This window comes from Pseudomonas sp. D4002, assembly GCF_013385665.1.
GTDB lineage: Bacteria > Pseudomonadota > Gammaproteobacteria > Pseudomonadales > Pseudomonadaceae > Aquipseudomonas.
In genome coordinates this window covers 138,715-162,310 of sequence record NZ_JACAPN010000025.1, presented here as the reverse complement: position 1 = coordinate 162,310, position 23,596 = coordinate 138,715, and the positions used below count along the sequence as shown (strand labels likewise).

Sequence of the window (23,596 nt, the reverse complement as noted above, 5' to 3'; positions counted from 1 at the left end):
ATGTTCGAGAGCGGGGCTTTTTTGTGGCTGAAAGGTTTAGCCCATCATGTCTTTGACCATGCGTTCCTGGTCGATCAGTTCACGCTGGCGTGCGTCGATACGTGACGAAAGCGGGAAGTTGCTGCCGGCGCGACGCTTGGCGAAATCCAATTGCTGGATGGCCTGCTTGAAATCTCCCACCAGCGCGAAGTACTCGGCCCGGGCCTGATGCAGGCCGATGATATTGCCCGACAAGCCACGGGTTTCCGCAACCTGGTACCAGACGTCCGGATCGTCCGGGCGAGACTTCAACAATCCTTCCAGGGCTTTTTCCGCGTCAGCGTTGCGGTTCTGCTTGAGCAGCAGATCCACACGAACCTGGTTCAGCGGATAGTTGCCTGGATATTGCGTCAACATTCGGTCCGTACGCTGCTGGGCATCCGGCAGGCGATTGTTGGTCATGTCCAGCTCGATCTGCGCCAGGTTGTAGGTGATGTCGTTGGGCGCCTTGGCCAGCAGCGGCTTGAGGTTTTCCCGGGCCAGGTTGAACTGGGCACCCTTGATCTGAGCGATGGCGAGGCCATAACGCGCGATATCGTTCTTCGGATTTTCATCCAGCTGGGCCTGGAAACGTTTGGCGGCCAGCCCTGGGGTGTCTTCGTAATACAGTTGCACTCGAGCACGGATCAGTTGATAGCGCAGGCTGTCCTCAATGCCACCCAGCTTGGCTTGCTCCGCACGGTTGCGGGTGTCGGCGATCCGCGATTCGGTTACCGGGTGAGTCAGCAGGAATTCAGGCGGCTTGGCATCGAAACGGTACTGGCGCATCAAGCGCTCGAACATGGTTGGCATGGACCGTGGGTCGTAGCCGGCTTTCTCCAGGTTGAGAATGCCGATGCGGTCAGCCTCTTGCTCGTTTTGCCGGGAAAAGCGCCGTTGCTCCTGGATCGCGGCGGCCTGGCTGCCGGCGATCGCGGCAATGCCCGCATCGCCTGCGCCAGCGGCGGCAGCGATGATGCCGCCGAGCAGCGCAGCCATCATCGGGATCTGCATGCGCTGCTGTGCTTCCACGCCTCGTGCGAAGTGACGTTGGGACAAGTGAGCCAATTCGTGGGCCAGTACCGAGGCATATTCGCCTTCGGTCTGGGCGTTGAGGAACAGGCCGCCGTTGACCCCGACGATGCCGCCCGGTGCGGCAAAGGCGTTCAACTGCGGGCTGTTGATCAGAATGAATTCCAGGCGCCGGTCATTGACCTGGCTGGTTTCCACCAGCTTATAAACGCTGGATTCGACGTAATCCTTGAGCTGCGGGTCGTTGAGTTGCGAGACCTGGCCACGCAGGTAGGCCAGCCATGCCCGACCCAGATCGTATTCCTGTTTTGGCGAGACAATGGCAGAACTGGCGTCGCCAAGTGACGGCAGGTCGTCGGCGAAGCCTGGAGAGGCAAGCAGGCAAGCCAGCGTCAGCAGGGTAGGGCGCAAAAAAGTCATGCACAAAGCCTTTCGACAAAGAGCTTACTGTAGCCGGACACTGAGCTTCGGACCAGATATTCTAAGCGCCCTCGACGCCCACCCGGAGTTAGACCATGACCGACGCTGTAGCCTTCGATGCCGAACTGGATGCCAGTGGCCTTAACTGCCCGCTGCCGTTGCTCAAGGCCAAGCTGGAGCTCAATCGGCTGGCCAGCGGCGCGGTGCTCAAGGTGATCGCCACGGACGCTGGCTCCCAGCGGGACTTTCGTACGTTTGCCAAGCTGGCCGGCCACACCCTGCTGCATGAAGAAGACGAAGCGGGCGTCTATCGTTACTGGTTGCGCAAGGCCTGAATCGCTTGAATATGCTGTCCTTATCGCCTGAGGTTTATTGATGTTCAAAGTGTTACGTGACTGGATTCAGCGCTACTTCTCCGACGAAGAAGCCGTGGTGCTGGCCGTCCTGCTGTTTCTTGCCTTTACGGCCGTGCTCACTTTGGGCGGCATGCTGGCGCCGGTACTGGCGGGGATGGTGCTGGCATACCTGATGCAAGGCCTGGTCTCCATCCTGGAGCGTCTGCGCTTGCCGGGTGGGGCAGCGGTGGGTCTGGTGTTTGCCTTGTTCATGGGGCTGTTGCTGGTATTTATCGTGATCGTGGTGCCTTTGCTGTGGCACCAGTTGATCACCTTGTTCAACGAGCTACCGGGCATGCTCGCCAAGTGGCAGTCATTGCTGCTGCTGTTGCCTGAGCGCTATCCGCACCTTGTGTCGGACGAGCAGGTCCTGCAGGCCATTGAGGTGGCTCGCGGCGAAATCGGAAAGTTCGGACAATGGGCGCTGACCTTTTCCCTTTCGAGCTTGCCGCTGCTGGTCAACATCATGATCTACCTGGTACTGGTGCCGATCCTGGTGTTTTTCTTCCTCAAGGACCGCGAGATGATCGGTCGCTGGGTGCGTGGCTATCTGCCCCGTGAGCGTGCGCTGATTACCCGGGTCGCCGAGGAAATGAACCGGCAGATTGCCAACTACATCCGCGGCAAGGTTATCGAGATTTTTATCTGCGGTGGCGTCACTTACATCGGTTTTGTCGCGCTGGGGCTTAACTACGCTGCCCTGTTGGCGCTGCTGGTGGGTGTTTCAGTGGTGGTGCCATACGTTGGCGCGGTGGTGGTGACGGTGCCGGTGATGTTGATCGCGCTGTTCCAGTGGGGCTGGAGTGATCAGTTCATCTACCTGATGGCGGTGTACGGCATCATCCAGGTGCTGGACGGCAACGTGCTGGTGCCGCTGCTGTTCTCCGAGGCGGTGAACCTGCATCCGGTGGCGATCATCTGTGCGGTGTTGTTGTTTGGCGGGTTGTGGGGCTTCTGGGGGGTGTTCTTTGCGATTCCCCTGGCGACGCTGTTCAAGGCGGTGCTGGATGCCTGGCCTCGGCAGGAGCCTGTTGTAGCGCCGTTACTCTGATATTTGTGGTGCCGGTGCATGGCCTCATCGCGGGCAAGCCCGGCTCCCACATTGACTGAGTTGTCCTGTCGAACAATGATCACAGGTGGGAGCTGGCTTGGCTGCGATAGCTATTTCAAAGCCAGCAGGTGAATCAAGCCTGGTTCAGCGCCTGTGCCGCTTCGAGCACTGCATCCACATGGCCTGGCACTTTCACACCGCGCCATTCCTGGCGCAGTACGCCATTCTTGTCGATCAGGAAGGTGCTGCGATCAACACCCAGGTATTCCTTGCCATACAGCTTCTTCAGCTTGATCACATCAAACAGCTGGCAAACCGCTTCGTCCTTGTCGCTGATCAGCTCAAAGGGGAATTCCTGCTTTGCCTTGAAGTTCTCGTGGGACTTCACGCTGTCTCGGGACACGCCAAACACCTCGGTGTTGGCCGCCTTGAACGCAGCATGCTGGTCACGGAAGCCCTGGCCTTCAGTGGTGCAGCCCGGGGTGCTGTCTTTCGGGTAGAAGTAGATCACCACTTGCTTGCCCTTGAGCCCGGCGAGGCTGAAGGTTTGCCCGCTGGTGGCCTGGGCTTCGAAGTCGGCTACCGGTTGGTCGATCACTACAGACATGAAGACTTCCTTACATAGGGTTCTGTGGGCGCCAAGGCTCGATCAGTGCGTCGAGGTTCAGGGCATCGGCGAAATCCAGGAACTGGTCGCGCAGCCAACTGATCTGCACGCCGGCCGGCAAGGTCACGGTAAAGGTCGCGTTGAGCATGGTGCCGCCGGTCTGCGGAGCCTGATAGGTGTCGCAGGTCAGGTTTTCCAGCTCGACGTTGTGGTCGATAAAGAACTGGCACAGCTCGTTGACGATGTCCGAGCGGTAGGCCGAACTGACATAGGCCACGTAGGGCAGGGCCTGTGGACGGTTCTCCAGAGCGGCGCTGCGCACCACGTTGACCGTGAAGTCATGCTTCTTCGCCAAACCCGGTAAACCGGTTTCAAGGCGGGCCAGGGCATCCCAGGTCCCGGAAATCTGCAGGACCAGCGCACTGCACTCGCCATGGCGGGTCAGGCGGGAGGTCACGACGGCGCAGCGGTTTTCATGGCTGGCGCGGCACAGGACGTTAGTCAGCTCCATGGGGTTGGCGCCAAGGGCACTGATGACAAGGAATTGTTCGCGGACTGTGGGGGTGGACATGCAGCCTTCCTAAAGCGATGAGCGGTCGATACGATGCAAGCGGTATCAATCAAAGGATGAAGGGTAGCGAAAACCATCGCCAAGGGCTAGGAGGTGGCGTTTTCATTACGTAATCAGCTTCATCAAACCCCGCTTTGGCAGAATGATGGCGCTGCCGCGAACTAAGTTGATCCAGAACGCATCCTCAGGCGGTACTTCGCTTGTACAAGCATCTTGGCGCCAGTACCATTACCGCTCTCTTTTTCCGGCAGGAGCGGTTGCATGATTGCGGGCAGTATGGTGGCACTGGTCACACCCATGGATGCACAAGGTAATCTCGACTGGGACAGCCTGGGCAAACTGGTGGACTTCCACCTGCAAGAGGGCACCAACGCCATCGTGGCGGTCGGCACCACAGGTGAATCGGCCACACTGGATGTGGAAGAACACATCGAAGTGATCGAGTTCGTGGTCAAGCGCGTTGCAGGGCGCATTGCTGTCATCGCCGGCACGGGCGCCAATTCGACCCGCGAAGCGATCGAATTGACCAGCAACGCCAAGAAAGCCGGCGCCGATGCCTGCCTGCTGGTGACGCCGTACTACAACAAGCCGACCCAGGAAGGCCTGTACCTGCACTTCCGCGCCGTTGCCGAAGCGGTCGATATCCCGCAGATCCTCTACAACGTACCCGGTCGCACCGCCTGCGACATGAAGGCCGAGACCGTGATCCGCCTGTCCACCGTACCGAACATCATCGGTATCAAGGAAGCCACCGGTGACCTGCAGCGCGCCAAGGACATCCTGGCCGGCGTCAGCAGCGACTTCCTGGTGTATTCCGGTGACGACGCCACGGCGGTCGAGCTGATCCTGCTGGGCGGTAAAGGCAACATCTCGGTGACTGCCAACGTCGCACCGCGCGCCATGAGCGAGCTGTGTGCCGCGGCCATTGCCGGTGATGCGGTCAAGGCCCGGGCGATCCACGAACAATTGGCACCGCTCAACAAAACCCTGTTTATCGAATCCAACCCTATCCCCGTGAAATGGGCGCTGCATGAGATGGGCCTGATGCCGGACGGTATCCGTCTGCCGCTCACCTGGCTCAGCGAAGCCTGTCACGAACCGCTGCGACAGGCCCTGCGCCAGTCCGGCGTCCTGGTTTAATTGAGGAAGCACTACGCATGAAGCGATTGGCCGGACTTTCCGCACTTGCCTTGATTATCTCCAGCACCAGTGGCTGCGGTTGGATCTGGGGCCCGGAAGGCTACTTCCGCGACCGCGGTAGCGATTACCTGGAAGCCCAACAAACTGCCCCGATGAAATTGCCGCCGGACGTCAATGTCGCCAAGCGCCTTGACCCGTTGCTGCCGATTCCGCGCAACGTGGCCGACGACACCTTCAAGGGTGAATACGAAGTGCCGCGTCCACAGCCGCTGTCGGCCGTGGCCGATGCCAGCGACTACAGCCTGCAGAAGAGCGGCGACACCCGTTGGGTCATGGCCCAGCGCCCACCTGCCGAAGTCTGGCCGGTGGCGGTCCAGTTCTTCCAGGACAACGGTTTCCGCATTGACGAACAACGCCCGCAGACCGGTGAGTTCACCACCGCGTGGCAGCACACCAGCGAACTGTCGGCATCCATGGCCAAGCGCCTGCAGGCCGGTGGCGTAGCCAATGACAGCGAAGCCCGCATCCGCGTGCGTATCGAGCCAGGCGTGCAACGCAACACCAGTGAAGTCTACGTAGTCAGCACCGAGCGTCCTGCCGGCAGCACCGCCAACGTCGACTTCACCCCACGTTCGGTCAACACCGGCGTGGACGCTGCCCTGGTCGACGAAATGCTCGCCAGCATGAGCCGTATTTCCGAGAAGGGCGGTTCCGTCTCCCTGCTCGCCGCCGGTAGCTTTGACACACCTAGCCGCGTCAGCCTCAGCGAAGACGGCAGCGGCAACGTGGTGCTCAACCTGGGTGAAGACCTGGACCGCGCCTGGTCGAGTGTCGGCCGCGCGCTGGAGCACGGCGAATGGCGCGTTGAAGACATCAACCGCAGCCTGGGCCTGTACTACATCAACCTGGCCGAAAAAGCCGAGAAGAAAGACGACGAGCCAGGTTTCTTCAGCAAGTTGTTCGGCAGCAAGCCGACCAAGGAAGAGATCGAGACCCGCGCCGAGCGTTACCAGGTTCGTTTGAGCAAGGTAGGCGAAAGCGTGCAAGTCACCGTCGAGAAAAACATCAACACCGTGGCGCCGGCAGAAGTGGCGCGCAAAGTGTTGGGCGTGATTCAGGACAACCTGGGCTGATCCGATGCGTTTTGCCGTTCTCGGCAGCGGTAGCCAAGGGAACGGCACGCTTGTAGCCCATGACGACACGTACGTCCTGGTTGATTGTGGTTTCTCCCTGCGGGAAACCGAGCGGCGCCTGCTGCGCCTGGGGGTTCACCCCGCGCAGCTGAGCGCGATTCTGGTGACCCACGAACATGCCGACCACGTGCATGGCGTGGGTTTGCTGTCTCGGCGCTACAATCTTCCGGTGTACCTGAGTCGCGGTACCTTGCGCGGGATGCGCAAACCGATCGAACCTGCAGGTTTGCTGGCCGGTGGTGAGCAATTGCAGATCGGTGCCTTGAGCATCGATGTGATTGAAGTGGCCCACGATGCCCAGGAACCGACGCAATACGTATTCAGTGACGGTGAACGGCGTTTTGGCCTGCTCACTGACCTGGGTTCGTACTGCGCCAAGGTGCTGGACGGTTACCGGGACCTCGACGCATTGATGATCGAGTCCAACCACTGCCGTGACCTGCTTGCGCGTGGCCACTACCCGGCCTTTCTCAAGCAGCGGGTCGGCGGGCAGTTTGGACATTTGAACAACCACCAGGCGGCGTACCTGGTGTATGAGTTGGGCTGGCAAGACCTGCAACACCTGGTCCTGGCCCACCTGAGCAGCAAGAACAACCTGCCGCAGCTGGCCCGGCAATGTTTTGTCGACACCCTTGGGTGCGACCCGGACTGGCTGCAACTGGCCGATCAAGATTCAGGGCTCGACTGGCGACACATCGCCTAGCCCACCTACTTAGCAAGCGGAGCCCATCATGGAAAAACGTGAAGAACTCTACCGCGGCAAAGCCAAATCGGTTTACAAGACCGACGACGCCAACCGCTTGATCCTGCTGTTTCGTAACGACACCTCGGCGTTCGACGGCAAGCGCATCGAACAGCTCGACCGCAAAGGCATGGTGAACAACAAGTTCAACGCCTTCATCATGCAGAAACTCGAAGCGGCCGGCATTCCGACCCAATTCGACAAACTGCTGGGCGACAACGAATGCCTGGTGAAAAAACTCGACATGATCCCGGTCGAGTGCGTCGTGCGTAACTATGCGGCCGGCAGCCTGGTGAAGCGTTTGGGCGTGGAGGAGGGCCTCAAGCTCAACCCTTACACCTTCGAACTGTTCCTGAAAGACGACGCCAAGGGTGACCCGTTCATCAACGAATCCCACGTGGTGGCATTTGGTTGGGGCACCGCTGAGCAACTGGCTCGCATGAAGGAGCTGTCGCTGAAGGTCAACGACGTCCTGAGCAAACTGTTCGACGACGCCGGCCTGCTGCTGGTGGACTTCAAACTGGAATTCGGCGTGTTCCACGACGGCTCCATCGTCCTGGGCGACGAATTCAGCCCGGACGGCTGCCGCCTGTGGGACAAAGACACTCGCAAGAAGATGGACAAAGACCGCTTCCGCCAGGGCCTCGGTGATGTCATCGAAGCCTACGAAGAAGTCGCCAACCGTCTCGGCGTACCGCTGTAATCGACGCAAGCATCTGATAGCACGGAAAAAAATCGCTTTTGCGCTTTGCTTCCAGGAAACAGGCTGTTATGATGCGCGCCGTTGGAGAGATGCCAGAGTGGCCGAATGGGACGGATTCGAAATCCGTTGTACCTTCACCGGTACCTAGGGTTCGAATCCCTATCTCTCCGCCATTACATCTAAAGCCCCGTAAGTCTTTGATTTACGGGGCTTTTTTGTGCCTGATGATTTTCTCGTTTGCCCACTCACTTTGCCCACTCAGCAGAGGTCAATTGTCGTAGAAGACGGCAGAGAGTGAAGAGGCTTTTAGAATCTCCACCGATCTTTGGCAGTCGGCATAGGCTACGTAGCTCTCACTGCTGCGGGCAATAGCCTTACCGTTGCTGGCGTAGTAAATCCAATACCAATGGCCGGAGGCGTCTTTCTTCTGCCAGTAGCATGGATACGTGACTTGGGCCATAAAGCTATCCTTGTGTGTTGGTTGATGCCAGAGAGTAGACCTGATCGGCGGGATTTCAAGGGCGTGGTTGTTAGTCGTCAGCACCGCCGAAAGGTGATCACCTTTGATTGAAGTTCACGGCTAACCCCAGCCCCGCTCAAGATCTAGTCAAAGCTTCCAGCTCTAAAAAGTGCTCCCGCCCTAACGGGGTGAGGTCGGCATAGGTTCTGCCATAAGAACCACGGACTGGACGAATCAATCTCACGTTTGCAAGGTGGTCGAGGGCATATTGCGTTGCGATTCTGGACAAGCCAGAACTTTCAATCACCTCTTCGAACCCAACCTGATAACCCTGCTGGATCGCATTCCCTACGACAAGGAATACACGGTTTTGATCATCTGTCAGAGGTGCACCATCCGTAGCCGCACCATCCACAGTCCCAACCTTCTCATACCGGCCATATACCAGCGCTGCAACGGGCACCATCAGCAGCACAATCAGAATAAGTGCGAGCATCACCGCCCAGAACGGAAGAGAAACGTCTCTCGCAAACCAACTGCCAACGTTCTGTATCCAGCTCCACAGTCCTGAAATTGCCGGACTGAAAAACGACAGGTTCAATTGAGACTCGACCATTTTCGTTATCGGCACTGCCACCACCGTACCGAGTGCCCAATACAAAACTTTCTTCACCGTCTTCACCCCTAGCCATCTGATTTGACAGATGTTACCAGAGCCCCTGCTGTAGTCGATTGTGGCGAATAGTTGCCGGAACACCTCCATCCTCCCTGATGTACCCCAGCCCATACCCTGATATCCCAAAATCCAGCCTTAGCTTGCGATCTTGCTTTTTGTTCTATTGGGCTTGAGTAACTGATAGCGTGGCGCTATCAATGGATTAACTGGCGACGGAACGTCGAAGGCGGGATAACTCGAAAGCTCACGCTTTCGGGCAAATCAAGAGCCAAAGCAAGAGCTTTGATTTGTAGAGACACGTATGTAGGTATCTGTGAACTGATCCAGACCTTGTGGTGGTGTTACCGGCGTGAAAGGTCAAGGGCATTATACCAAAATGCCACTATCGTGTCAAGCGATATTTGTTGCAAGGCTGATCTGGATGTGGTAGCGCTTCGCCTGTGTATATTACAACCGTAAATAAGTAGTTATATACAACTGCTCTAGATCAGTGCTTACAGCGCTGCTGTAGACGGATTCACCCAAGGGCTTTTTTCTGGGAAAACCCAAGCCCGCCGAAATTTTCGATGCCCATCGAGGGTGATTTGGGTGGGGCTGGGCGGAATTCCAGACAGTTGCGGGGGTCGCTTAATAACCTGCGACAGTGGGCTTGGTAAGCCGTCTTAAGATACAAATAACAGTATGACTGGGTGCCGCTGGGCTCGCTTCTGGCAGGCGATGAGCCGAGTGCTGTCAATTGGTATCAAATGCGACGGAGCCCGCTCAGGGCGGGCTCTGTGGAGCGTTACACTCAACCTTTCATTGCACGCTGAACGGTGCTCAAGCTGACACCAAGGGCCTTTGCCACCTTGCGAAAGCTCGCCCCATCCTCTGCCATTGCCTTGCGGATAGCATCATCGTCCACAGACTTAACACGTCCCTTGTAGACACCCTTCTCCTTTGCCTTGGCGATGCCCTCTGCCTGACGTTCACGAATCAACGCACGCTCGAACTGAGCAACACTGCCCAACAGGCCCAGCATTAGCTCCTGCATGGGGTTGGCTTCGCCGGTGAAGTGAAGTTGTTCCTTGTGAAACGAGACTGCCACGCCCTTACCAATGAGCCCCTTTACAAGGGCTAGCAGGTCTTCCAATGAGCGGGCTAGCCGGTCGATGCTGTGGACGTGGAGCACGTCGCCCTTACGGACATGGCGAAGCATTGCCTGTAGTTCCGGACGATCAGTGTTAGCCGCTGATACCTTGTCGGTGAACACTTCGTCCAAGGCAACGCCTTCCAACTGGCGAGCGGTGTTTTGGTCGGTGGATGAAACTCGAATGTAGCCGATGCTCGCCATTGCTCTCCCCTCTGTATTCATTTAACTCTAGAGGTTTGAGTATGATCGTGTTCATTAACAAAAACAAACCCTATTGAATACGATCCTTGTATTCACCGGCAAGCGGTCTCAAGGGTATACCCATTTGAATACATCAGTGACCGCGTAGAGCCGTAATGCCATCCGCGATGGCGCTGGCATTCCTGTCGAGCGCTTCAAGCGCCTCCACTGCTTGAGAATGTGCATCACCTCCACCTTGAGACTTTACCCAAACGCCGAGCTCTTCAATCGAAGCGGCAGTCGCTAACTGATTTTCCCAGAGCAGCGTCAGCAGGTCGGCAACGAGGATAACGGGGTCTGATTTGGCAGGCATGGCAGGTCATCCTTTGATAGAGAGGTGCAGCCGTTGTTGATCAGGCGCTGGCTGCATGGGCTGAAGGGATTAGGCGCTGGCGTTCAACCGCTCCGAGTACTGGCGCCCGTGGAAGGTGATTTCGATCTTCATAAAGCTCCAGCCATCGTCTGCACTGCTGTCCAAGGCAGTGACGTAGCCAGCCTCCTTAAGCTCCTTGATAGTGGCGTAGCTGGGCGTGGAGGTTTCATTGACCGCCTTGACTTCATTGGCGGCGATTGCATTGAGAGCGTCTTTGTATCTCTGCATGGTTGGTATGCCTTTCTCTGTGTGTGAGCCTAGAGAATACCATTTTTTCAACAAGCCATCAGAAAGTACTTGACCATCGATACGCATTCGTGCATTGACACATGCGTCAACCCCGAATACCACACCAGAAGTGTGAAATGCGCCGTCAGGCACGGAAAACCACCCCGGAGCGGATTGAAACAACGCATTCGCAGAACTTTGGTTAGCACCATGAGCCACAAGCCACGGAAATACTGGGCTACAGACGTGCTACAAGGCCCATGCTTTAGGTGGTGAGTGCCGAGAGACGCAGGTATTGCGTAGGTTTCGCCGGGGTTTCAGCAAACGTTTCCAAAGGGGTATGCCCCTACATCGCCACCATGGATAATGGTTTTAGAAAGGATGCATTCAATGGAGCATTCCTGAACAGGTACGAGCGAGGTGGTAATGGATTTCTCACAGCGTATGGGGCTGCTTCCTGCGTCAAAAGTCATTCAAGAGTCAAGAATGGATGACGACTTAAAGATATCACTCTGGAACATTCTGACTCAGCACTGCTGGAGATGGTACGAATCTCCATATTCTGGATCTTATAACCCGGTCGCAGGTTCAAATCTAGAAGTAGTGGCTGTGATGCTCTATTCGAAATACTACAAGCGCCCTACGGATAGCATTCCAGAATTGTGGCCGGATTTTTTGGACGTCGTTAGAGCAAACTATTTCAATAGCAACTGGCATCGAATTTACTCACTCATCGAATTTATGGGGGAGCATTGCATATCTAAAAGAATTGGCGGCCCTGATGCCTATACAAAGTACTTTGATGCTTGCAACGAAGTCTTTGAGCTTGAAAACTCAGCATATCGTTTTGTCAGTGGGAAAATCACTCCAATAACATCACCTGAAGAGATTGACGAGATAGAGCGCGCGATAGCCAGCTCTGACCAATACGCAGGCGTCAGAACTCACCTCCAGACATCCCTTGGCTTTCTGACAGACAAACAAAATCCGGACTATAGGAATTCGATTAAAGAAAGCATCAGCGCTGTTGAGTCGCTGGCGAAGAAACTTGTAGGGGATGAAAAAGCCACTCTAGGCCAGGCACTTAAGGTCTTGGAAAAGCATCACCATCTTCACTCAAGCCTCAAAAATGCTTTCTCCGCACTCTATGGTTACACCAATGATGCCAGTGGCATTCGTCACTCCTTGATGGATAACGAATCAGCACTTACCCAAGCAGACGCTAGATTCATGCTTATCTGCTGTTCAGCGTTCATCAACTTCGCCATCGACAGCACGAAAGGTTAATCACTCCCACGGCAGAGGGTCCGCCTCATACGTTGCCGTATTGACCTGTAGCACTGGTAGTGACATGTCATCCATCTGCTCATCTAGCTCATCCAGCTCATCAGCGAACGAGCGGAATGTCTTGAGGACTACCACAGCGGGACTGGAGGCTTGCTTGGGCTTCACATTGAACACAATGGGCTTGTATGCCGGGATACGTTCGCCGTGATCCATGACACTCGTGTGGCGGGCAATGTATTCATTTAGGACGTTCTGGATGGCTTCGACAGGCTGGCCGTGTAACACATCAAATACTGCCTGCTGTTCTCGGGTGTTGAGGTTGATCCGACTCAAGTGCTGTGATGTAAACGGGGCCGCACGCTTGCGAAGGATGTTCACGACAACGGCTAATTCTGGCCGGTATGTGGAATGGCGCTCAAGCTCAAGCAGGAACACGTCAGAGGCTGTGTAGGTGGTGGTCTTCACCACGAAAGACCCTTTTCCCTCTTTGCCTTCCAATGTTGCCTTGAGAGCCCTCAGGGCTTGGGTGGTCATGCCATCGAGACTGTCGAGGTAATCGCGCTGCTCTGGAACAACTGGGTCTAGGTGATCCTGTAGCCAAGCTGTAAGGGCATGGCGCTGGGTTGACTGGATCTTGGCAACCTTCACTAGTTCGGCCACTACATCAGGCCCAAGGAAAGCGATGATGCGTTCTACGATTTGCTTGCGTGGCGCTCCTTTGGCTACAGCGTGCTTGGATACCAAGGCGCTACGACTGATGCTCAGGCCATGGCCGTAGTATTTTGTACCGTGGGCGCGGTTGAGGTGAGTCGGCGCCACTACAAGGTTTTCAGCGTGGTACAAACCGATGGAGTCGCGGCCCTTGGATGGACAGATGTGGGAGATTTCAAAGTCTCGGGTTTGGCCGTATTGGTTGGCCCTGAGCTTGAGCTTGTACACATCGTGCAGCGCTACCAGAGAATAAACTGTATGGCTGGATAGGATTTGCAGGGTTCCCGCACGTTCGCATTCGTAGGCCAAGTGGTATAGGAATGCAGAGTTGGTTGCTTTGGCAAGGCGTGCAGTTCGTCTCTTGGTGGAGGCGGCGAGCTGTTTGCACTGGCGGGAGCAGTAGATGGCTGTAGCGCTCTTTGTACGGAATCGTTGTTTACATTCAGGGCATGTCGGGCGGCGGTAAACTGCCTTAGTGGTGGTCTTGCTCGGTGCTGCTGTTGTCACTAGTGCTGACTCCTACTTGGGTCGTCGAGGTATTGGTTTGGTTATCTGATTGGTACGTGATACGGCATGCCCCGGAACAAAAGGGCATTGGCTTGGAAACGGTGAAAGCTCGCCCGCAGGCGCGACATGTGCATACTTTGCTCATGGGTGAATCACTCTTGAGAGGTTGAATGTTGTGTGCTCTCGCACACTGGTTATGTCCACTAAAAAGTGGCTACAGCCCTTGTAATACGTGGCTTGTGGGGCGTAATGACGGAATCATTTCATTACTAGCGATGGGTGGAGTTTGTTAGTCATGCCGAGAATGCCTGTAACGCAGTATCGAGGTCTCGCTCAAGCGTCACTAACCAAACTGTGGCGCCCCTGTCATCAAGGGCGACATGCCGATACACGGGCCTATGGAGCCTTTGTGACAATTCATAGGCAGCGCGCATTGCGTCGGAGGCGCCGTAGTAGATTTGATTCATTGGTCGTTAGCCCTCGGAAGTGGTTTAACCCGATAATCGATATACACCTCTAAATGCGTTTGGGCCTCCGGGCATCCCGCCAAGATGCAATCTAATACCATTGACGGAATGGGCGGGAAGGCGTTGATTACCTCTTGGCCGTAAACTTCAACGGCGTAGAGTCTGCACGCCTCGTGTATGTCGTTGGCTTGGGCGATGTCGTTGTATTTCATGCGCTTGATCAGTATTAGGTCGGGCATAACGCCTCCTTGGTCTTACTGGGATGGATTAAGGAAAGCCCGTTGTAACGGGCTAGGAATTACTGCACTTCCTTAGGTAGGTAGGTTTGGAACGTCTTTTGAATCTCTTCGCGAACTTGCCCACTTACAGCGGCACCAATAGCCTCTGGGGAGGCATCTGTTTTTGCGTTGATGGTCACTTCAATATGCACGGGAGCGTCAATATTGGTGGTATTGGTAACAGCACCACTTTTATTCGGCTGATCATCTGAAACCATGTAGCCGCTACTTCCCGGTGTAGCACGCGAAGCGTTTGCAACTGCCTGAGCTGCAACTTTAGCAACTGCATTGTTTGGGTCGGACTGGCTCAACAGGTCCTCAAGATGTTTGCCGAAGTCTGGCAATGCACGAGTATTCAGCCCAGACGTATCAAGAGCCTGCGGGCGAATATCCCAAGGCGCTTGATCACTGAAACCAACTTGATCCCAGCGTTTGCGGTTATCGTTGGCAACTTGCTGCAAATCCTCGCCAACCCCAAGGAGGCGCCACAACTTCGACACAGGATCATTTACGTCGGCGTCGAGTTGCTGCTGAACTGTACGAGAGCTTCCACTCTTACCGTTGATATCGAATGGGCTGATTCCAGCGCCTTCAATCATGTATGCAGCTCCAACCTCCTCTGCTTTCTGCTGTGGAGTCTTAACAGTGTCATCGGCGTTCTTACCAGCCATCATTCTGAGTATGCCCGTTTGAAGCTGGACGAGCGCAGTATCGAAGTCACGGAATGCAGCTTGTAGGCCCGTTGTAGAAGCGATTAGCTGACGCTCAGCTTCAAGACGTTCGCCCAGTGCTGAAATTAACGCTGGACTTTCGTTAACACCTGCACCACGCAAGTATTCATCGTTTGATACACGCGCCTGCTCTGCATCCAAACTTGATTTGTGTCGTTTTAGAATTTCCGCACTGTGATCTACTGCATAGGCGTTACCAGCATCAAGAGCACGAGGTGTAATCTCTCCCGACTTCTGTTTCGCCAGCATAAAGCCAGAGGCGCCTTCGTCTTTACCTTTGTAGCCGAGATAACGAGCAGCACCGATATCAACTAGCCCAGCGAGACGAGCGCCAAGCGCAACATGGATCGGCTTGAAGTCGTCGCCTTGGGCCTTACCCTTGGCTAGAACTTGCCCATACTGCAAATTTAGAGATTCTTGTTGTACGGTGCTCAAATTCCCCGCTCTGTAAAGTGCAGCCCTATCACGCATAACCTTGATAGCTTCATCAGGGGTGTAACCCTTTTGCATCAAGCCCTGAACGCCATTCGAGTATGTACGGCTAGTTTCCAGATTTATCGTCTGCCCGAATTCCTGATACGTTTCAATGAACGCCTTCTTAAACTTCGCACGAACAGCAGCATCTTCCGACGACGAATCCAAAGCGTTATGAAACTGTTGGGCGTCACTAGCAACTTCTTGGCGCTGTTTAATTCGCTCACCCAAGTATCCAGCCGCCTCTGTCAAAGCGTACAAGGCTGCTCCAGCAGCGCCAAGGCCGACGGTGAGTCCACCCAACCCGCTGCTCTCTGGACGGTCCTGACGTGCCTTCCAAGCCGCAAAACGCTCTTGGGCCATACTGTAACGTCCTGCTGTCTGTTCACCTCTAACGGAGGCTCTAGCCTCACGGGCGGCGCTGGCAAGTTTGGATGCCTGATGGCGCTCAGCCAATCGAACTCCACGCTCTCTAGCGGCAAGTAAACTAGTCTCGGCACGTTGCAGCTTGCTCTGATGTAGCGCCGCCTGTTGTTGTAGTTGAACTGTTCTCTCTTGGCGGCGAAGCAAAACATCTTGAAGGCGTGCTTCTCGAATCTTAGACTGTTCAGCCGTGGCCTGTAGCTTCGCCCTACCAAGATCGACTTTAAGGGCTTCTTGTTCGGCCTTGTGTTGTTTGCTTGCAAGTACAGCGGCGGTTACTTGTTGCTTGAGCGCTGCACTTTGCAGAAACGACTCTTCACGTTTCCCAGCGGAAGTTAGCTTTTGTTCGGCAAGCTGAGCCCTAAACTGTGATTGCCGCAGTCGAGCCAACTTCCCCTCAGTGGCGAGTTGCTTGGCGAGAGACTTTTCAACTGCTGTATTCGCCGCTGAACTGGCATCACGCTTGGCTGAAATTCCCAACTTTCGATCAAGCTTCTTGTTCAAGTCGTCCGCTGTTCTCATTACGCCCAACATAGATGCCTGAACTCGTTTAAGCATCTGCTCGAACGCAAGGAGCGGACCTGTCTTGACATCGAAAATCAAACTACCCGTTAGGCGGGCAATCTCTTCGTTGTGACTACTCACGGGTTAGTCCCTCCGAAGCTATGTGCAACTTTCGTAGTCACATACTGACGTAGCTGTCGTTCTACGTGCGCTTCAAAAGAACCAACGCCCATTCCTTCGTAGACAATCACCCCAGATTCAAACAATCCAGACATACGACCATGGACCAGGAACAATTCAACATGTGCAATTACAGGGCGAGTGCCAGCGATTGCAACGGTGATACTTCCGTCTTTGCAACGAAACCACAGAAGGCAGTAACTCTGTTCGCCGTAGATGCGTTTAACCACCTCTTTGAAGTTTGCAAGAATACGCTTGATATTGAGAGGTGTATCAGATTCAAGTTTGAAGATGATTCGACGTGGAGCGGGTTCTGCAAGCCTGACGATACGCGCCGCCAGTTGTTCCGGTACTACAGGTTTTTCCATTAATCGTTTTCCTCCGGGACTATAAATACCCAACTTCCAGCCGGAATACCATGCTGGCTAACGGGCAATGTGAAACTTCGGGACATCAGCTCTGGATGTTGAGTATTGAACTCGCGAAGTGCTTTGAATATCGTGCTTTCGTTGTAATCGTTTGAACTCATTACAACAACCATGCCTGAAACCTCCTGTAGCCCCCCTGCAACGCTTTTAACTGTTGAGACTTGCGATGGTGGCGCCTCACACTTAGTTGCTGCTGCAGGCTCTTGCAGAAGCTCTGGACGATACTTGGTCAGTAGCAACTTGGTTAGGCCATCCATTAACGCTTACCCCGACCGGTAGTTACCTTTGCGACCTCTTTAACCGGTTGTGGCGTATACGTCGCACGAACTTCGGCCTCAATCTCTGCACGGCGTTTAGCTGCTGCTTCTGTAAGTTCTCGCTCTTGGCGACGTACCTCAATATTGATTTGGGCTTGTACTTCCGACTCTATGAACGCTGCGTTGTGGGCTTCAATCTCCGCTTTGTAATCGTCTTCAACCTTTTGCAGGATTGCCGCAAGCGTTGGTTTGATTTGGGATTCTGGCCGGTTCATATAAATCTCAAAAGCGGTTGTACCCACTGAAACAGTGCCAACAGGAGTAAGCGTGTACCCCTCAGTGATCTTTTGAATGTAAACAGGAATCAGGTCCTCGGCGTAAGGGACTAGAATCGCTTCAATGCCACCAGCGACATAGCCACCAATACTCCGACCTGTTACTGGGTCAATACTTGCGTGGTGATCAACTCCAGCCTTACGGCCACGGAATTGTTTTTCTGCTGCTGCCTTGCGGGCTTGTAGCTCTCTTTGGTCAACTTGTTTTAACACGGTGATTCTCCTGTAATTTGAATTGGTTTGTCTGAATGGATTAGTTCGATCAGTTCCGGCGTCAACTCCTGCCGAACTATCGCTTCAAGTTGGTCAAGGGTCAGTTCTGGGGCGCAGTCTTCAAAGACGACTGATAGCCTGCCGATAACGACTGTTTTAGTTGTGGAGCGCTTTGCACGCCCGTGAAGTGTTCTGCAAGAGTCACTACAGAACGTTGCTCGACTTGTCTTTGCTGGGAATAGAATATTGCAATGACGGCACGGTCTTTGGATTACGGCCAAGTGCGGCCTCCTGTATAGGTGATGTATTTATTTGGCGGAATGTTTCGGAAGTTGCGTTACTGGGGGCTAGCCGAAAAGAAAGGCATGAAGCTAGAGGGAACTTCATGCCTCAAGGGGCTTTGTGAGCCGATACTCGGTTTCAGTGCTGTGAAGAAGTTGTGCCCATTTTCGATAGTCAAGGGCGTGACCGACTAGAGTCCTCACCCTAGTCTAACAAGTTGTGGCCGACGACTTGCTGGCGTCAGGAGTCGGATGGATCATCCGGGCCGGGTGAAGCTAGGAGAAACGAGGGGGGGGTATTGCAGAAGGAGGCGCGAGAGAATCTTTCTCTACTTATCTGACTAAGTTTACCACGCAAAACGTGATTCTGTCAAGCAGTATTTCACTTTTTGGCACGATTACTGCATAAATTTGCAGTGTCGCCTCACATGAGTTGTTGGATTTGTGGTAGGGATGCCGTCTAAAACGAGTACGTCAGTACCTTTAAGGCTGCAAGCTTTTGAGCAGGGCTAGCGCCTTCATCGTAAACGTCGAACGTCACCAATCCAGTCTCATGGCCGACGATGTTTGCCACTGTTGGGCCAGGAACACCCCCACGGAGTAACAGAGTGACAACCATGGCGCGAACACTGTGAAACACATGCTGTTTGCCATATCCCTGCGCAGTCTTCAATCGACCAAACGCTTTGCTGAGCGAGTCGCTACGGATACCGTACTTGTTGCCGCCTGAACTCGGCAGCAGGTAGCCATCTGTGCTTTCAGCAATGAGACGTTCGACAGTTGCCAGCAGTGCAGGGTGGATAGGTATTTCCCGGATGCCAGCGACGGTCTTGCTGTCCTCAATTTTGAAGCTTTGGACGCCCTCAACTTTGACTACAGATTCTTTGCGGAGCTGGGCGATTTCCTCGACACGGCAGCCGGTATGGGCGCCCAGCGCGATCAGATCGCACAGAGCCTGATTGCCGCCTTCCTTAGCCACACGAAACAGTTGTTCGATCTGCTCTGGGGCGAACGCCTTACGAGCTGCATCCGCCTTAGCCTTGCCACGTACCCTTGGGAGTTCTTGCCCGGAAAATGGGTTGTCCTGCCCTTGGTAGGCGTTCTGCCAAGGGATGTCGTGTTTGAGCGCCCAGCGCCAAAACGTGGAGCCAGCGAGCAGGTATTGCGTCTTGGTCTTGCTCGAAAGTCCCAGCGTGTCCAGCCAAGTAGCAATGGTTTTGCGGTTGAGGGGTTGGCTTTCGTCACGGAGGTAGGTGGACAGCTTTTTCAGTTTGCTTTCTTGCTGGTCTATGGTCTTGGCGGCAATGCCATCTTTCACTCGGTAGGCCCGGAACAGTTCAAGGCGGTGAGTTGTGAAGGGCGACACCGGTTTGTAGGTCGACGGTGATTGCACAATATCGCGTGCTTCTGCCAGTTCAGGCTGGGATAAGCCGTAACGGTGCCCAGCGCTGAGAAGCAAAGTATCTTGGGCAAGCAAAGCAGAGCGCTGCACGCCGTCTAGTAGTGTTATCGGTGGGATCTCAAAAGCGTCCCGCGTTCGCTCTGTAAGCCCGGTAGGGTCTTGAGAACGGTGAGCGAGTTCGACCGATCGGATAAGCATCCCAGAAACTTTAGCGTCTAAAGGTTCCGGTGAGTGTTTCACGGCGTTCAAGAGGCTAGCGTCAGTCCTTGCCTCTAGGGTTAGTCCTTGGTCTGCTAGCTCAGGGCGCCAGAGGTCACGACTAGCCGTCTTACCGTCTTTGGCTGCCTGAATCTCTTGCTTCCAGCGTGCGAGGATAGGCAAGCGTCTATCCATGGCCTCTGCCTTGTTGCTCGTGCCCGTGGTCTTCACCAGCTTAGAGCGCCCGCCAAACGCATGACGCACAGATGGCGGCAAAATTATACGGACGTACCAAACGGATTCGCCGGGCTTCTGAAACAGGTGGGTAGCCATTGATATTTTCTCATGGTTTGCCCACTCACTTTGCCCACTATTGAGCCTAAAAGCCACTGAATACGGTGTTTAAAGGGCTGTAGGGATGAAATAATAGAGTCCCTATCTCTCCGCCATTATTGAAAAATGAAAAACCCCCGATAACTTCAATGTTGTCGGGGGTTTTTTGCTTTCAGTCAGAAACTGCATAATGAATTCTGCTACGGTCTTCGTTAATTGGCGCTTCGGACATCGGTCATGAATTTTAAAAAAGTACTGGCGCATTTGCAGGCTGAAGTTCCCGAGCTATTGGCTGTGTATGTGTTCGGTAGCCAAGTGACGGGTGAGGCAGGTAGTGAGAGTGATCTGGATGTTGCGGTCCTTTCTGCGGGAGTGGTCGAGCCTTTATTGCTATGGCAGCTTTCTGGGGAGTTGGCCGATATCGTTGGAGTTCCCGTCGACTTGCTTGATTTGCGCGCAGCCTCAACGGTAATGCAATACCAAGTATTGACCACTGGGCGTCGGCTCTGGTCCGGGAACGTCCAGGCGGGTCTATTCGAGAGCTACGTCCTGAGCGAAAAAACCGCGCTGGACACGGCAAGGGCTGAGTTGTTGGCGGATATCCAGAAGGAAGGGAAAGTTTATGGTCGATGATGTTCTCATCAATAAAGCAGCCAGCATTGAGCGGTGCGTTGCTCGCGCCCGTCAGGAATACGATAAAGATCCCACCAGCTTCGCCACAGATTTCACGCGCCAGGATGCGGCGATTTTGAATATTCAGCGGGCCTGTGAGGCAGCGCTGGACATGGGCCAGCACTTGATTCGTCGTGAGCGCCTGGGTGTTCCACAAGGAGCTCGTGACGTGTTTGAGTTGTTATGTCAGGGCGGTTGGGTCAATCCTGCGTTGCTGACCAACCTGAAGAACATGGTCGGGTTCCGTAACATTGCTGTTCACGAGTACCAGACGCTTCAATTGCCGATTACTGTAGCGATCATTACAAAACACCTGGATGAGTTTCTAGCATTTAGTTCGCATATTTTGACCAAGGATGCGGGGTTGGAAAATAAACAAGTCTAATCTGTAAATTTTCCATCCCTCTGAATAAGTTTTCCTGCTGCGGTGTTCACCACACAGACCACTCAGGAAACGCCCATGAACAATCCCGCCGACCGCTACGACCGCCTGACCCGCACCTTCCACTGGCTGACCGCCGCCCTGGTGATCTTCATGTTCGCCAGCGCCCACGTCTGGGAAAACCTGGAAAAAGGCACGCCACTGCGCAAGGGCCTGCAATCGGTCCATATCTCCCTGGGCATCGCCATGGCGGTGCTGATCGCTGCACGTATCCTCTGGCGTGTGTTCGGCGGCAATCACCCAAAGGCCGACAATCACCCTGCGCTTAACGTGGCCGCCAAAATCGCCCACGGCTGTCTATACCTGTTGTTACTGACGCAGGTGACCCTGGGCTTCCTGTTCCGCTGGGCCCAGGGCGAGCCCTTCAACTTTTTCGGACTGTTCCCGGTGCCAGCGCCTTTTGTGATCGATCACGAATTGCGAGGCACCCTGGGTGGCCTGCACAACAATGTCGCCTGGGCGATCATCGTACTCGCCGGGCTGCATGCCTGCGCCGCGCTGTGGCATCACTACATCCAGCGCGACAGCACGTTGCGCCGCATGCTGCCGGCCCCTCGTGGCGATCTTCCCTACTGAGTTTGCTGCTGTACTTTCCCTATCGTTACGGAGCATGAATGCCATGAAGAATCGTCCCGAGCACGCCGTTGGTTACCGCACCGCTTTGTTCTTTGGCGCCTGTATGGCCGCCGCGCTATTGGCCGGCCAGGCCCATGCCTCCGGTGACGAATCGGCGCCGCCCAAGCCCAACTGCCCCAAAGGCCAGGTCTGGGATACCAAGACCGGCAAGTGCGTGCTGCAAACCAGCAAGGCCACGTCGGACGCCGACCGCACCGACTACGCCTATCGCCTGGCCAAGGACGGGCGTTACGAAGAAGCCCTGTCACTGCTCGACACCCTGCACAACCCGAACACCGCCAAGGCCCTGAACTACCGCGGCTACGCCACCCGCAAACTGGGGCGCACCGATGAAGGCATCAGCTACTACCTGAAGTCCGTGGCACTGGACCCCAACTACGCACAAGTCCGTGAGTACCTGGGGGAAGCCTACGTCATCAAGGGCCGTGTGGACCTGGCCCAGGAGCAACTGGTGAAGATCAAGGCGTTGTGCAGCACCACCTGCGAAGAGTACGAAGACCTGGCAGAAGCCATCGCCGCCGCGCCTCAGGCTTGAAGCTGTGAGCGAACAGCCGGGAGATTGCCATCACCACAGACGCTGAGTTGCGCCGAGAGTTGAGCCAGCTGTTGCCACGTTTATGGCGATACGGGCTGGTGCTGTCGCGACAAAAGCATGTGGCTGATGACCTGGTGCAAGCCACCTGCGTGCGGGCGTTGGAGCGTGCAGGCCAGTTCGTGGCTGGCACGCGGCTGGACCGCTGGTTGCTGACGATCATGCATTCGATCTGGCTTAACGAATTGCGCGCCCAGCGAGTACGGCAAGGGCAGGGGTTTGTCGACGCCGAGCAGGCGTTGTCGTTCGACGGTGAAGCCCTGGCTCAGGACCAGGTCCTGGCCGCACAGGTGATCAAGCGCGTCAATGCATTACCCGAAGCGCAGCGGGAGACTGTTTTTCTGGCCTACGTCGAAGGCCTCTCATACAAGGAAATTGCCGAAGTCCTGCATATTCCCGTAGGAACGGTGATGAGCCGGTTGGCCGCTGCGCGCATGAAGCTGGCTGAAACTGCGCACTCAAGCGGCTTGTTGGATAAATCGAGCGGAGAACGACGATGACTCAAAATACACCACCGTCGGATGAACTGCTGGTGGCTTACCTGGACGGTGAGTTAGACCCTCGGCAGCGTCAGGTTATCGATAACCTGCTGGGGATCGATCCTGCCGTGACGGCCCGCTTGGAGCTGCTCAAGCGCGGCCACTTGCCGTTCAAATCAGCCTTCGATTCGGTTCTCGATCAAGCCCCTACAGAGCGTTTGCAGGTGATGCTCGATGCCTTGCCGCCGGCACAAACACCCACCCTGAGTCGACGCAAATTTCTCGCGGTAGCAGCAAGCTTTGCGGTGGCCGGTGTGGTCGCTGATCGCTTGTTCATGACCTGGCCCCGGCCTGAGCCCGGTTCGGGCTGGCGTGCCTCGGTTGCCGAATACATGGCGCTGTATACGCCCCAGACCCTGGAAAACCTCAGCGCCGATCCCGACTCCCATATCGCCCAGCTGAGTTCGGTCGGGACCCGGCTCGGCCTGTCGTTGAACCCGGATGCAGTACACCTGCCTGGCGCCGAATTTCGCCGCGCACAAATCCTTGATTATGACGGCGTACTGATCGGCCAACTGACCTACCTCGACGCGCGCCACGGCCCGCTGGCGCTGTGCATTACGGCGGCGAAAAAAGGTGCGGTGGCCATGGCCACCGAACAGCGCCGGGGCATGAACGTGGTGTTTTGGTCCAGCCCGTCCCATGCGTTCATGTTGATTGGCAGAAACCCGTTCGAGGATTTGCAGATCATGGCGCGCAGTGCCGAGAAGGCTTTGTCGGCATAG

The 23,596-nt window shown here is 55.3% G+C and carries 27 protein-coding genes and 1 tRNA gene; 14 read left to right on the top strand and 14 right to left on the bottom strand.

The features are described from left to right. Positions 1 to 36 precede the first annotated feature (36 nt). Positions 37 to 1,470: a M48 family metalloprotease gene (locus HX824_RS19915; RefSeq protein WP_003211991.1), complete on the bottom strand. Its 1,434-nt coding sequence runs from the start codon at positions 1,468 to 1,470 to the stop codon at positions 37 to 39. 95 nt (positions 1,471 to 1,565) lie between these two features. Here HX824_RS19915 and HX824_RS19910 point away from each other — a divergent pair, with 95 nt between their 5' ends. Together HX824_RS19910 and HX824_RS19905 are read left to right on the top strand one after the other, a co-directional pair. Next, entirely contained in the window at positions 1,566 to 1,805 is a 240-nt protein-coding gene (locus HX824_RS19910) for a sulfurtransferase TusA family protein (protein ID WP_003211989.1), read from the top strand. Between the two features lie 40 nt (positions 1,806 to 1,845). Continuing rightward, positions 1,846 to 2,916, top strand: coding sequence for an AI-2E family transporter (locus HX824_RS19905; protein ID WP_003211986.1), 1,071 nt, complete (start codon positions 1,846 to 1,848; stop codon positions 2,914 to 2,916). 133 nt (positions 2,917 to 3,049) lie between these two features. Here HX824_RS19905 and HX824_RS19900 read toward each other — a convergent pair whose 3' ends face one another. Both HX824_RS19900 and HX824_RS19895 read right to left on the bottom strand, forming a co-directional pair. After that, on the bottom strand, positions 3,050 to 3,523 hold the full coding sequence (locus HX824_RS19900; protein ID WP_003211984.1) for a peroxiredoxin: 474 nt from the start codon (positions 3,521 to 3,523) through the stop codon (positions 3,050 to 3,052). Positions 3,524 to 3,533: 10 nt separating this feature from the next. Beyond that, positions 3,534 to 4,094, bottom strand: coding sequence for a glycine cleavage system protein R (locus HX824_RS19895; protein ID WP_003172487.1), 561 nt, complete (start codon positions 4,092 to 4,094; stop codon positions 3,534 to 3,536). 261 nt (positions 4,095 to 4,355) lie between these two features. Between HX824_RS19895 and dapA the strand changes: the two genes are divergently transcribed. The 5 genes from dapA (at position 4,356) to HX824_RS19870 (ending at position 8,045) form a co-directional block, all read left to right on the top strand. After that, positions 4,356 to 5,234: a 4-hydroxy-tetrahydrodipicolinate synthase gene (dapA, locus tag HX824_RS19890; RefSeq protein ID WP_003211981.1), complete on the top strand. Its 879-nt coding sequence runs from the start codon at positions 4,356 to 4,358 to the stop codon at positions 5,232 to 5,234. A gap of 17 nt (positions 5,235 to 5,251) precedes the next feature. After that, positions 5,252 to 6,367, top strand: coding sequence for an outer membrane protein assembly factor BamC (bamC, locus tag HX824_RS19885; protein WP_177054966.1), 1,116 nt, complete (start codon positions 5,252 to 5,254; stop codon positions 6,365 to 6,367). Between the two features lie 4 nt (positions 6,368 to 6,371). Beyond that, complete coding sequence (locus HX824_RS19880; protein ID WP_003211977.1) at positions 6,372 to 7,130, top strand: MBL fold metallo-hydrolase; 759 nt, start codon at positions 6,372 to 6,374, stop codon at positions 7,128 to 7,130. A gap of 28 nt (positions 7,131 to 7,158) precedes the next feature. Next, entirely contained in the window at positions 7,159 to 7,872 is a 714-nt protein-coding gene (purC, locus tag HX824_RS19875) for a phosphoribosylaminoimidazolesuccinocarboxamide synthase (RefSeq protein WP_003211975.1), read from the top strand. A gap of 83 nt (positions 7,873 to 7,955) precedes the next feature. Continuing rightward, positions 7,956 to 8,045 (top strand) — tRNA-Ser (locus HX824_RS19870). 95 nt (positions 8,046 to 8,140) lie between these two features. Here HX824_RS19870 and HX824_RS19865 read toward each other — a convergent pair. The 5 genes from HX824_RS19865 to HX824_RS19845 form a co-directional block, all read right to left on the bottom strand. Next, positions 8,141 to 8,332 carry a DUF1508 domain-containing protein gene (locus HX824_RS19865; protein ID WP_065893477.1) on the bottom strand — a complete coding sequence of 64 codons (192 nt, stop codon included), beginning with the start codon at positions 8,330 to 8,332 and terminating at the stop codon, positions 8,141 to 8,143. Between the two features lie 136 nt (positions 8,333 to 8,468). Next, positions 8,469 to 9,005, bottom strand: a complete 537-nt coding sequence (locus tag HX824_RS19860) for a hypothetical protein (protein ID WP_141687970.1) — start codon at positions 9,003 to 9,005, stop codon at positions 8,469 to 8,471. Between the two features lie 793 nt (positions 9,006 to 9,798). Then, positions 9,799 to 10,341, bottom strand: coding sequence for a recombinase family protein (locus tag HX824_RS19855; RefSeq protein ID WP_177054965.1), 543 nt, complete (start codon positions 10,339 to 10,341; stop codon positions 9,799 to 9,801). A gap of 133 nt (positions 10,342 to 10,474) precedes the next feature. Beyond that, positions 10,475 to 10,693: a hypothetical protein gene (locus HX824_RS19850; protein WP_065893479.1), complete on the bottom strand. Its 219-nt coding sequence runs from the start codon at positions 10,691 to 10,693 to the stop codon at positions 10,475 to 10,477. Positions 10,694 to 10,762: 69 nt separating this feature from the next. Then, positions 10,763 to 10,981, bottom strand: a complete 219-nt coding sequence (locus HX824_RS19845; protein ID WP_065893480.1) for a hypothetical protein — start codon at positions 10,979 to 10,981, stop codon at positions 10,763 to 10,765. A 426-nt stretch (positions 10,982 to 11,407) separates the two neighbouring features. On the opposite strand from HX824_RS19845, the gene HX824_RS19840 reads away from it, so the two are divergent. After that, positions 11,408 to 12,268, top strand: coding sequence for an AbiJ-NTD4 domain-containing protein (locus tag HX824_RS19840; RefSeq protein ID WP_065893481.1), 861 nt, complete (start codon positions 11,408 to 11,410; stop codon positions 12,266 to 12,268). On the opposite strand, the gene HX824_RS19835 is transcribed toward HX824_RS19840, so the two are convergent. The 6 genes from HX824_RS19835 to HX824_RS19810 form a co-directional block, all read right to left on the bottom strand. Next, positions 12,269 to 13,486, bottom strand: coding sequence for a hypothetical protein (locus tag HX824_RS19835; protein ID WP_141687972.1), 1,218 nt, complete (start codon positions 13,484 to 13,486; stop codon positions 12,269 to 12,271). A gap of 463 nt (positions 13,487 to 13,949) precedes the next feature. After that, positions 13,950 to 14,192 carry a hypothetical protein gene (locus tag HX824_RS19830; RefSeq protein WP_065893483.1) on the bottom strand — a complete coding sequence of 81 codons (243 nt, stop codon included), beginning with the start codon at positions 14,190 to 14,192 and terminating at the stop codon, positions 13,950 to 13,952. A 59-nt stretch (positions 14,193 to 14,251) separates the two neighbouring features. Continuing rightward, positions 14,252 to 16,504 (bottom strand): hypothetical protein, encoded by a 2,253-nt coding sequence (locus HX824_RS19825; protein WP_177054964.1) that lies wholly within the window; start codon positions 16,502 to 16,504, stop codon positions 14,252 to 14,254. Next, the gene (locus tag HX824_RS19820) at positions 16,501 to 16,911 is read right to left on the bottom strand and encodes a hypothetical protein (RefSeq protein WP_177054963.1); all 411 of its coding nucleotides are present in this window, start codon (positions 16,909 to 16,911) and stop codon (positions 16,501 to 16,503) included. The genes HX824_RS19825 and HX824_RS19820 overlap by 4 nt, the downstream gene beginning before the upstream one ends. Positions 16,912 to 17,227: 316 nt before the next feature. Further along, positions 17,228 to 17,776: a hypothetical protein gene (locus HX824_RS19815; protein WP_177054962.1), complete on the bottom strand. Its 549-nt coding sequence runs from the start codon at positions 17,774 to 17,776 to the stop codon at positions 17,228 to 17,230. 741 nt (positions 17,777 to 18,517) lie between these two features. Further along, positions 18,518 to 19,990, bottom strand: a complete 1,473-nt coding sequence (locus HX824_RS19810; protein ID WP_065893488.1) for a tyrosine-type recombinase/integrase — start codon at positions 19,988 to 19,990, stop codon at positions 18,518 to 18,520. 237 nt (positions 19,991 to 20,227) lie between these two features. On the opposite strand from HX824_RS19810, the gene HX824_RS19805 reads away from it, so the two are divergent. The 6 genes from HX824_RS19805 (at position 20,228) to HX824_RS19780 (ending at position 23,596) form a co-directional block, all read left to right on the top strand. Next, entirely contained in the window at positions 20,228 to 20,623 is a 396-nt protein-coding gene (locus HX824_RS19805; protein ID WP_087692601.1) for a nucleotidyltransferase domain-containing protein, read from the top strand. Beyond that, positions 20,613 to 21,047 (top strand): DUF86 domain-containing protein, encoded by a 435-nt coding sequence (locus tag HX824_RS19800; RefSeq protein ID WP_177019695.1) that lies wholly within the window; start codon positions 20,613 to 20,615, stop codon positions 21,045 to 21,047. The genes HX824_RS19805 and HX824_RS19800 overlap by 11 nt, the downstream gene beginning before the upstream one ends. Before the next feature lie 75 nt (positions 21,048 to 21,122). After that, on the top strand, positions 21,123 to 21,680 hold the full coding sequence (locus HX824_RS19795) for a cytochrome b (protein WP_087692600.1): 558 nt from the start codon (positions 21,123 to 21,125) through the stop codon (positions 21,678 to 21,680). Between the two features lie 43 nt (positions 21,681 to 21,723). Continuing rightward, complete coding sequence (locus HX824_RS19790) at positions 21,724 to 22,275, top strand: tetratricopeptide repeat protein (protein ID WP_003211945.1); 552 nt, start codon at positions 21,724 to 21,726, stop codon at positions 22,273 to 22,275. A gap of 59 nt (positions 22,276 to 22,334) precedes the next feature. Further along, entirely contained in the window at positions 22,335 to 22,832 is a 498-nt protein-coding gene (locus HX824_RS19785) for an RNA polymerase sigma factor (protein ID WP_003211943.1), read from the top strand. Next, positions 22,829 to 23,596, top strand: a complete 768-nt coding sequence (locus HX824_RS19780) for an anti-sigma factor (RefSeq protein ID WP_177054961.1) — start codon at positions 22,829 to 22,831, stop codon at positions 23,594 to 23,596. The genes HX824_RS19785 and HX824_RS19780 overlap by 4 nt, the downstream gene beginning before the upstream one ends.

Bases quoted from the DNA above. Each gene is read 5' to 3' on its own strand.
- dapA (WP_003211981.1), top strand. From the start codon at position 4,356: ATGATTGCGGGCAGTATGGTGGCACTGGTCACACCCATGGATGCACAA.
- HX824_RS19850 (WP_065893479.1), bottom strand. From the start codon at position 10,693: ATGCCTGCCAAATCAGACCCCGTTATCCTCGTTGCCGACCTGCTGACG.
- HX824_RS19780 (WP_177054961.1), top strand. From the start codon at position 22,829: ATGACTCAAAATACACCACCGTCGGATGAACTGCTGGTGGCTTACCTG.
- HX824_RS19895 (WP_003172487.1), bottom strand. From the start codon at position 4,094: ATGTCCACCCCCACAGTCCGCGAACAATTCCTTGTCATCAGTGCCCTT.
- HX824_RS19845 (WP_065893480.1), bottom strand. From the start codon at position 10,981: ATGCAGAGATACAAAGACGCTCTCAATGCAATCGCCGCCAATGAAGTC.
- HX824_RS19880 (WP_003211977.1), top strand. From the start codon at position 6,372: ATGCGTTTTGCCGTTCTCGGCAGCGGTAGCCAAGGGAACGGCACGCTT.
- HX824_RS19910 (WP_003211989.1), top strand. From the start codon at position 1,566: ATGACCGACGCTGTAGCCTTCGATGCCGAACTGGATGCCAGTGGCCTT.
- HX824_RS19915 (WP_003211991.1), bottom strand. From the start codon at position 1,470: ATGACTTTTTTGCGCCCTACCCTGCTGACGCTGGCTTGCCTGCTTGCC.
- HX824_RS19840 (WP_065893481.1), top strand. From the start codon at position 11,408: ATGGATTTCTCACAGCGTATGGGGCTGCTTCCTGCGTCAAAAGTCATT.
- HX824_RS19830 (WP_065893483.1), bottom strand. From the start codon at position 14,192: ATGCCCGACCTAATACTGATCAAGCGCATGAAATACAACGACATCGCC.
- HX824_RS19810 (WP_065893488.1), bottom strand. From the start codon at position 19,990: ATGGCTACCCACCTGTTTCAGAAGCCCGGCGAATCCGTTTGGTACGTC.
- HX824_RS19795 (WP_087692600.1), top strand. From the start codon at position 21,123: ATGAACAATCCCGCCGACCGCTACGACCGCCTGACCCGCACCTTCCAC.
- HX824_RS19805 (WP_087692601.1), top strand. From the start codon at position 20,228: ATGAATTTTAAAAAAGTACTGGCGCATTTGCAGGCTGAAGTTCCCGAG.
- HX824_RS19855 (WP_177054965.1), bottom strand. From the start codon at position 10,341: ATGGCGAGCATCGGCTACATTCGAGTTTCATCCACCGACCAAAACACC.
- purC (WP_003211975.1), top strand. From the start codon at position 7,159: ATGGAAAAACGTGAAGAACTCTACCGCGGCAAAGCCAAATCGGTTTAC.
- HX824_RS19800 (WP_177019695.1), top strand. From the start codon at position 20,613: ATGGTCGATGATGTTCTCATCAATAAAGCAGCCAGCATTGAGCGGTGC.
- HX824_RS19820 (WP_177054963.1), bottom strand. From the start codon at position 16,911: ATGGAAAAACCTGTAGTACCGGAACAACTGGCGGCGCGTATCGTCAGG.
- HX824_RS19900 (WP_003211984.1), bottom strand. From the start codon at position 3,523: ATGTCTGTAGTGATCGACCAACCGGTAGCCGACTTCGAAGCCCAGGCC.
- HX824_RS19905 (WP_003211986.1), top strand. From the start codon at position 1,846: ATGTTCAAAGTGTTACGTGACTGGATTCAGCGCTACTTCTCCGACGAA.
- HX824_RS19790 (WP_003211945.1), top strand. From the start codon at position 21,724: ATGAAGAATCGTCCCGAGCACGCCGTTGGTTACCGCACCGCTTTGTTC.
- bamC (WP_177054966.1), top strand. From the start codon at position 5,252: ATGAAGCGATTGGCCGGACTTTCCGCACTTGCCTTGATTATCTCCAGC.
- HX824_RS19865 (WP_065893477.1), bottom strand. From the start codon at position 8,332: ATGGCCCAAGTCACGTATCCATGCTACTGGCAGAAGAAAGACGCCTCC.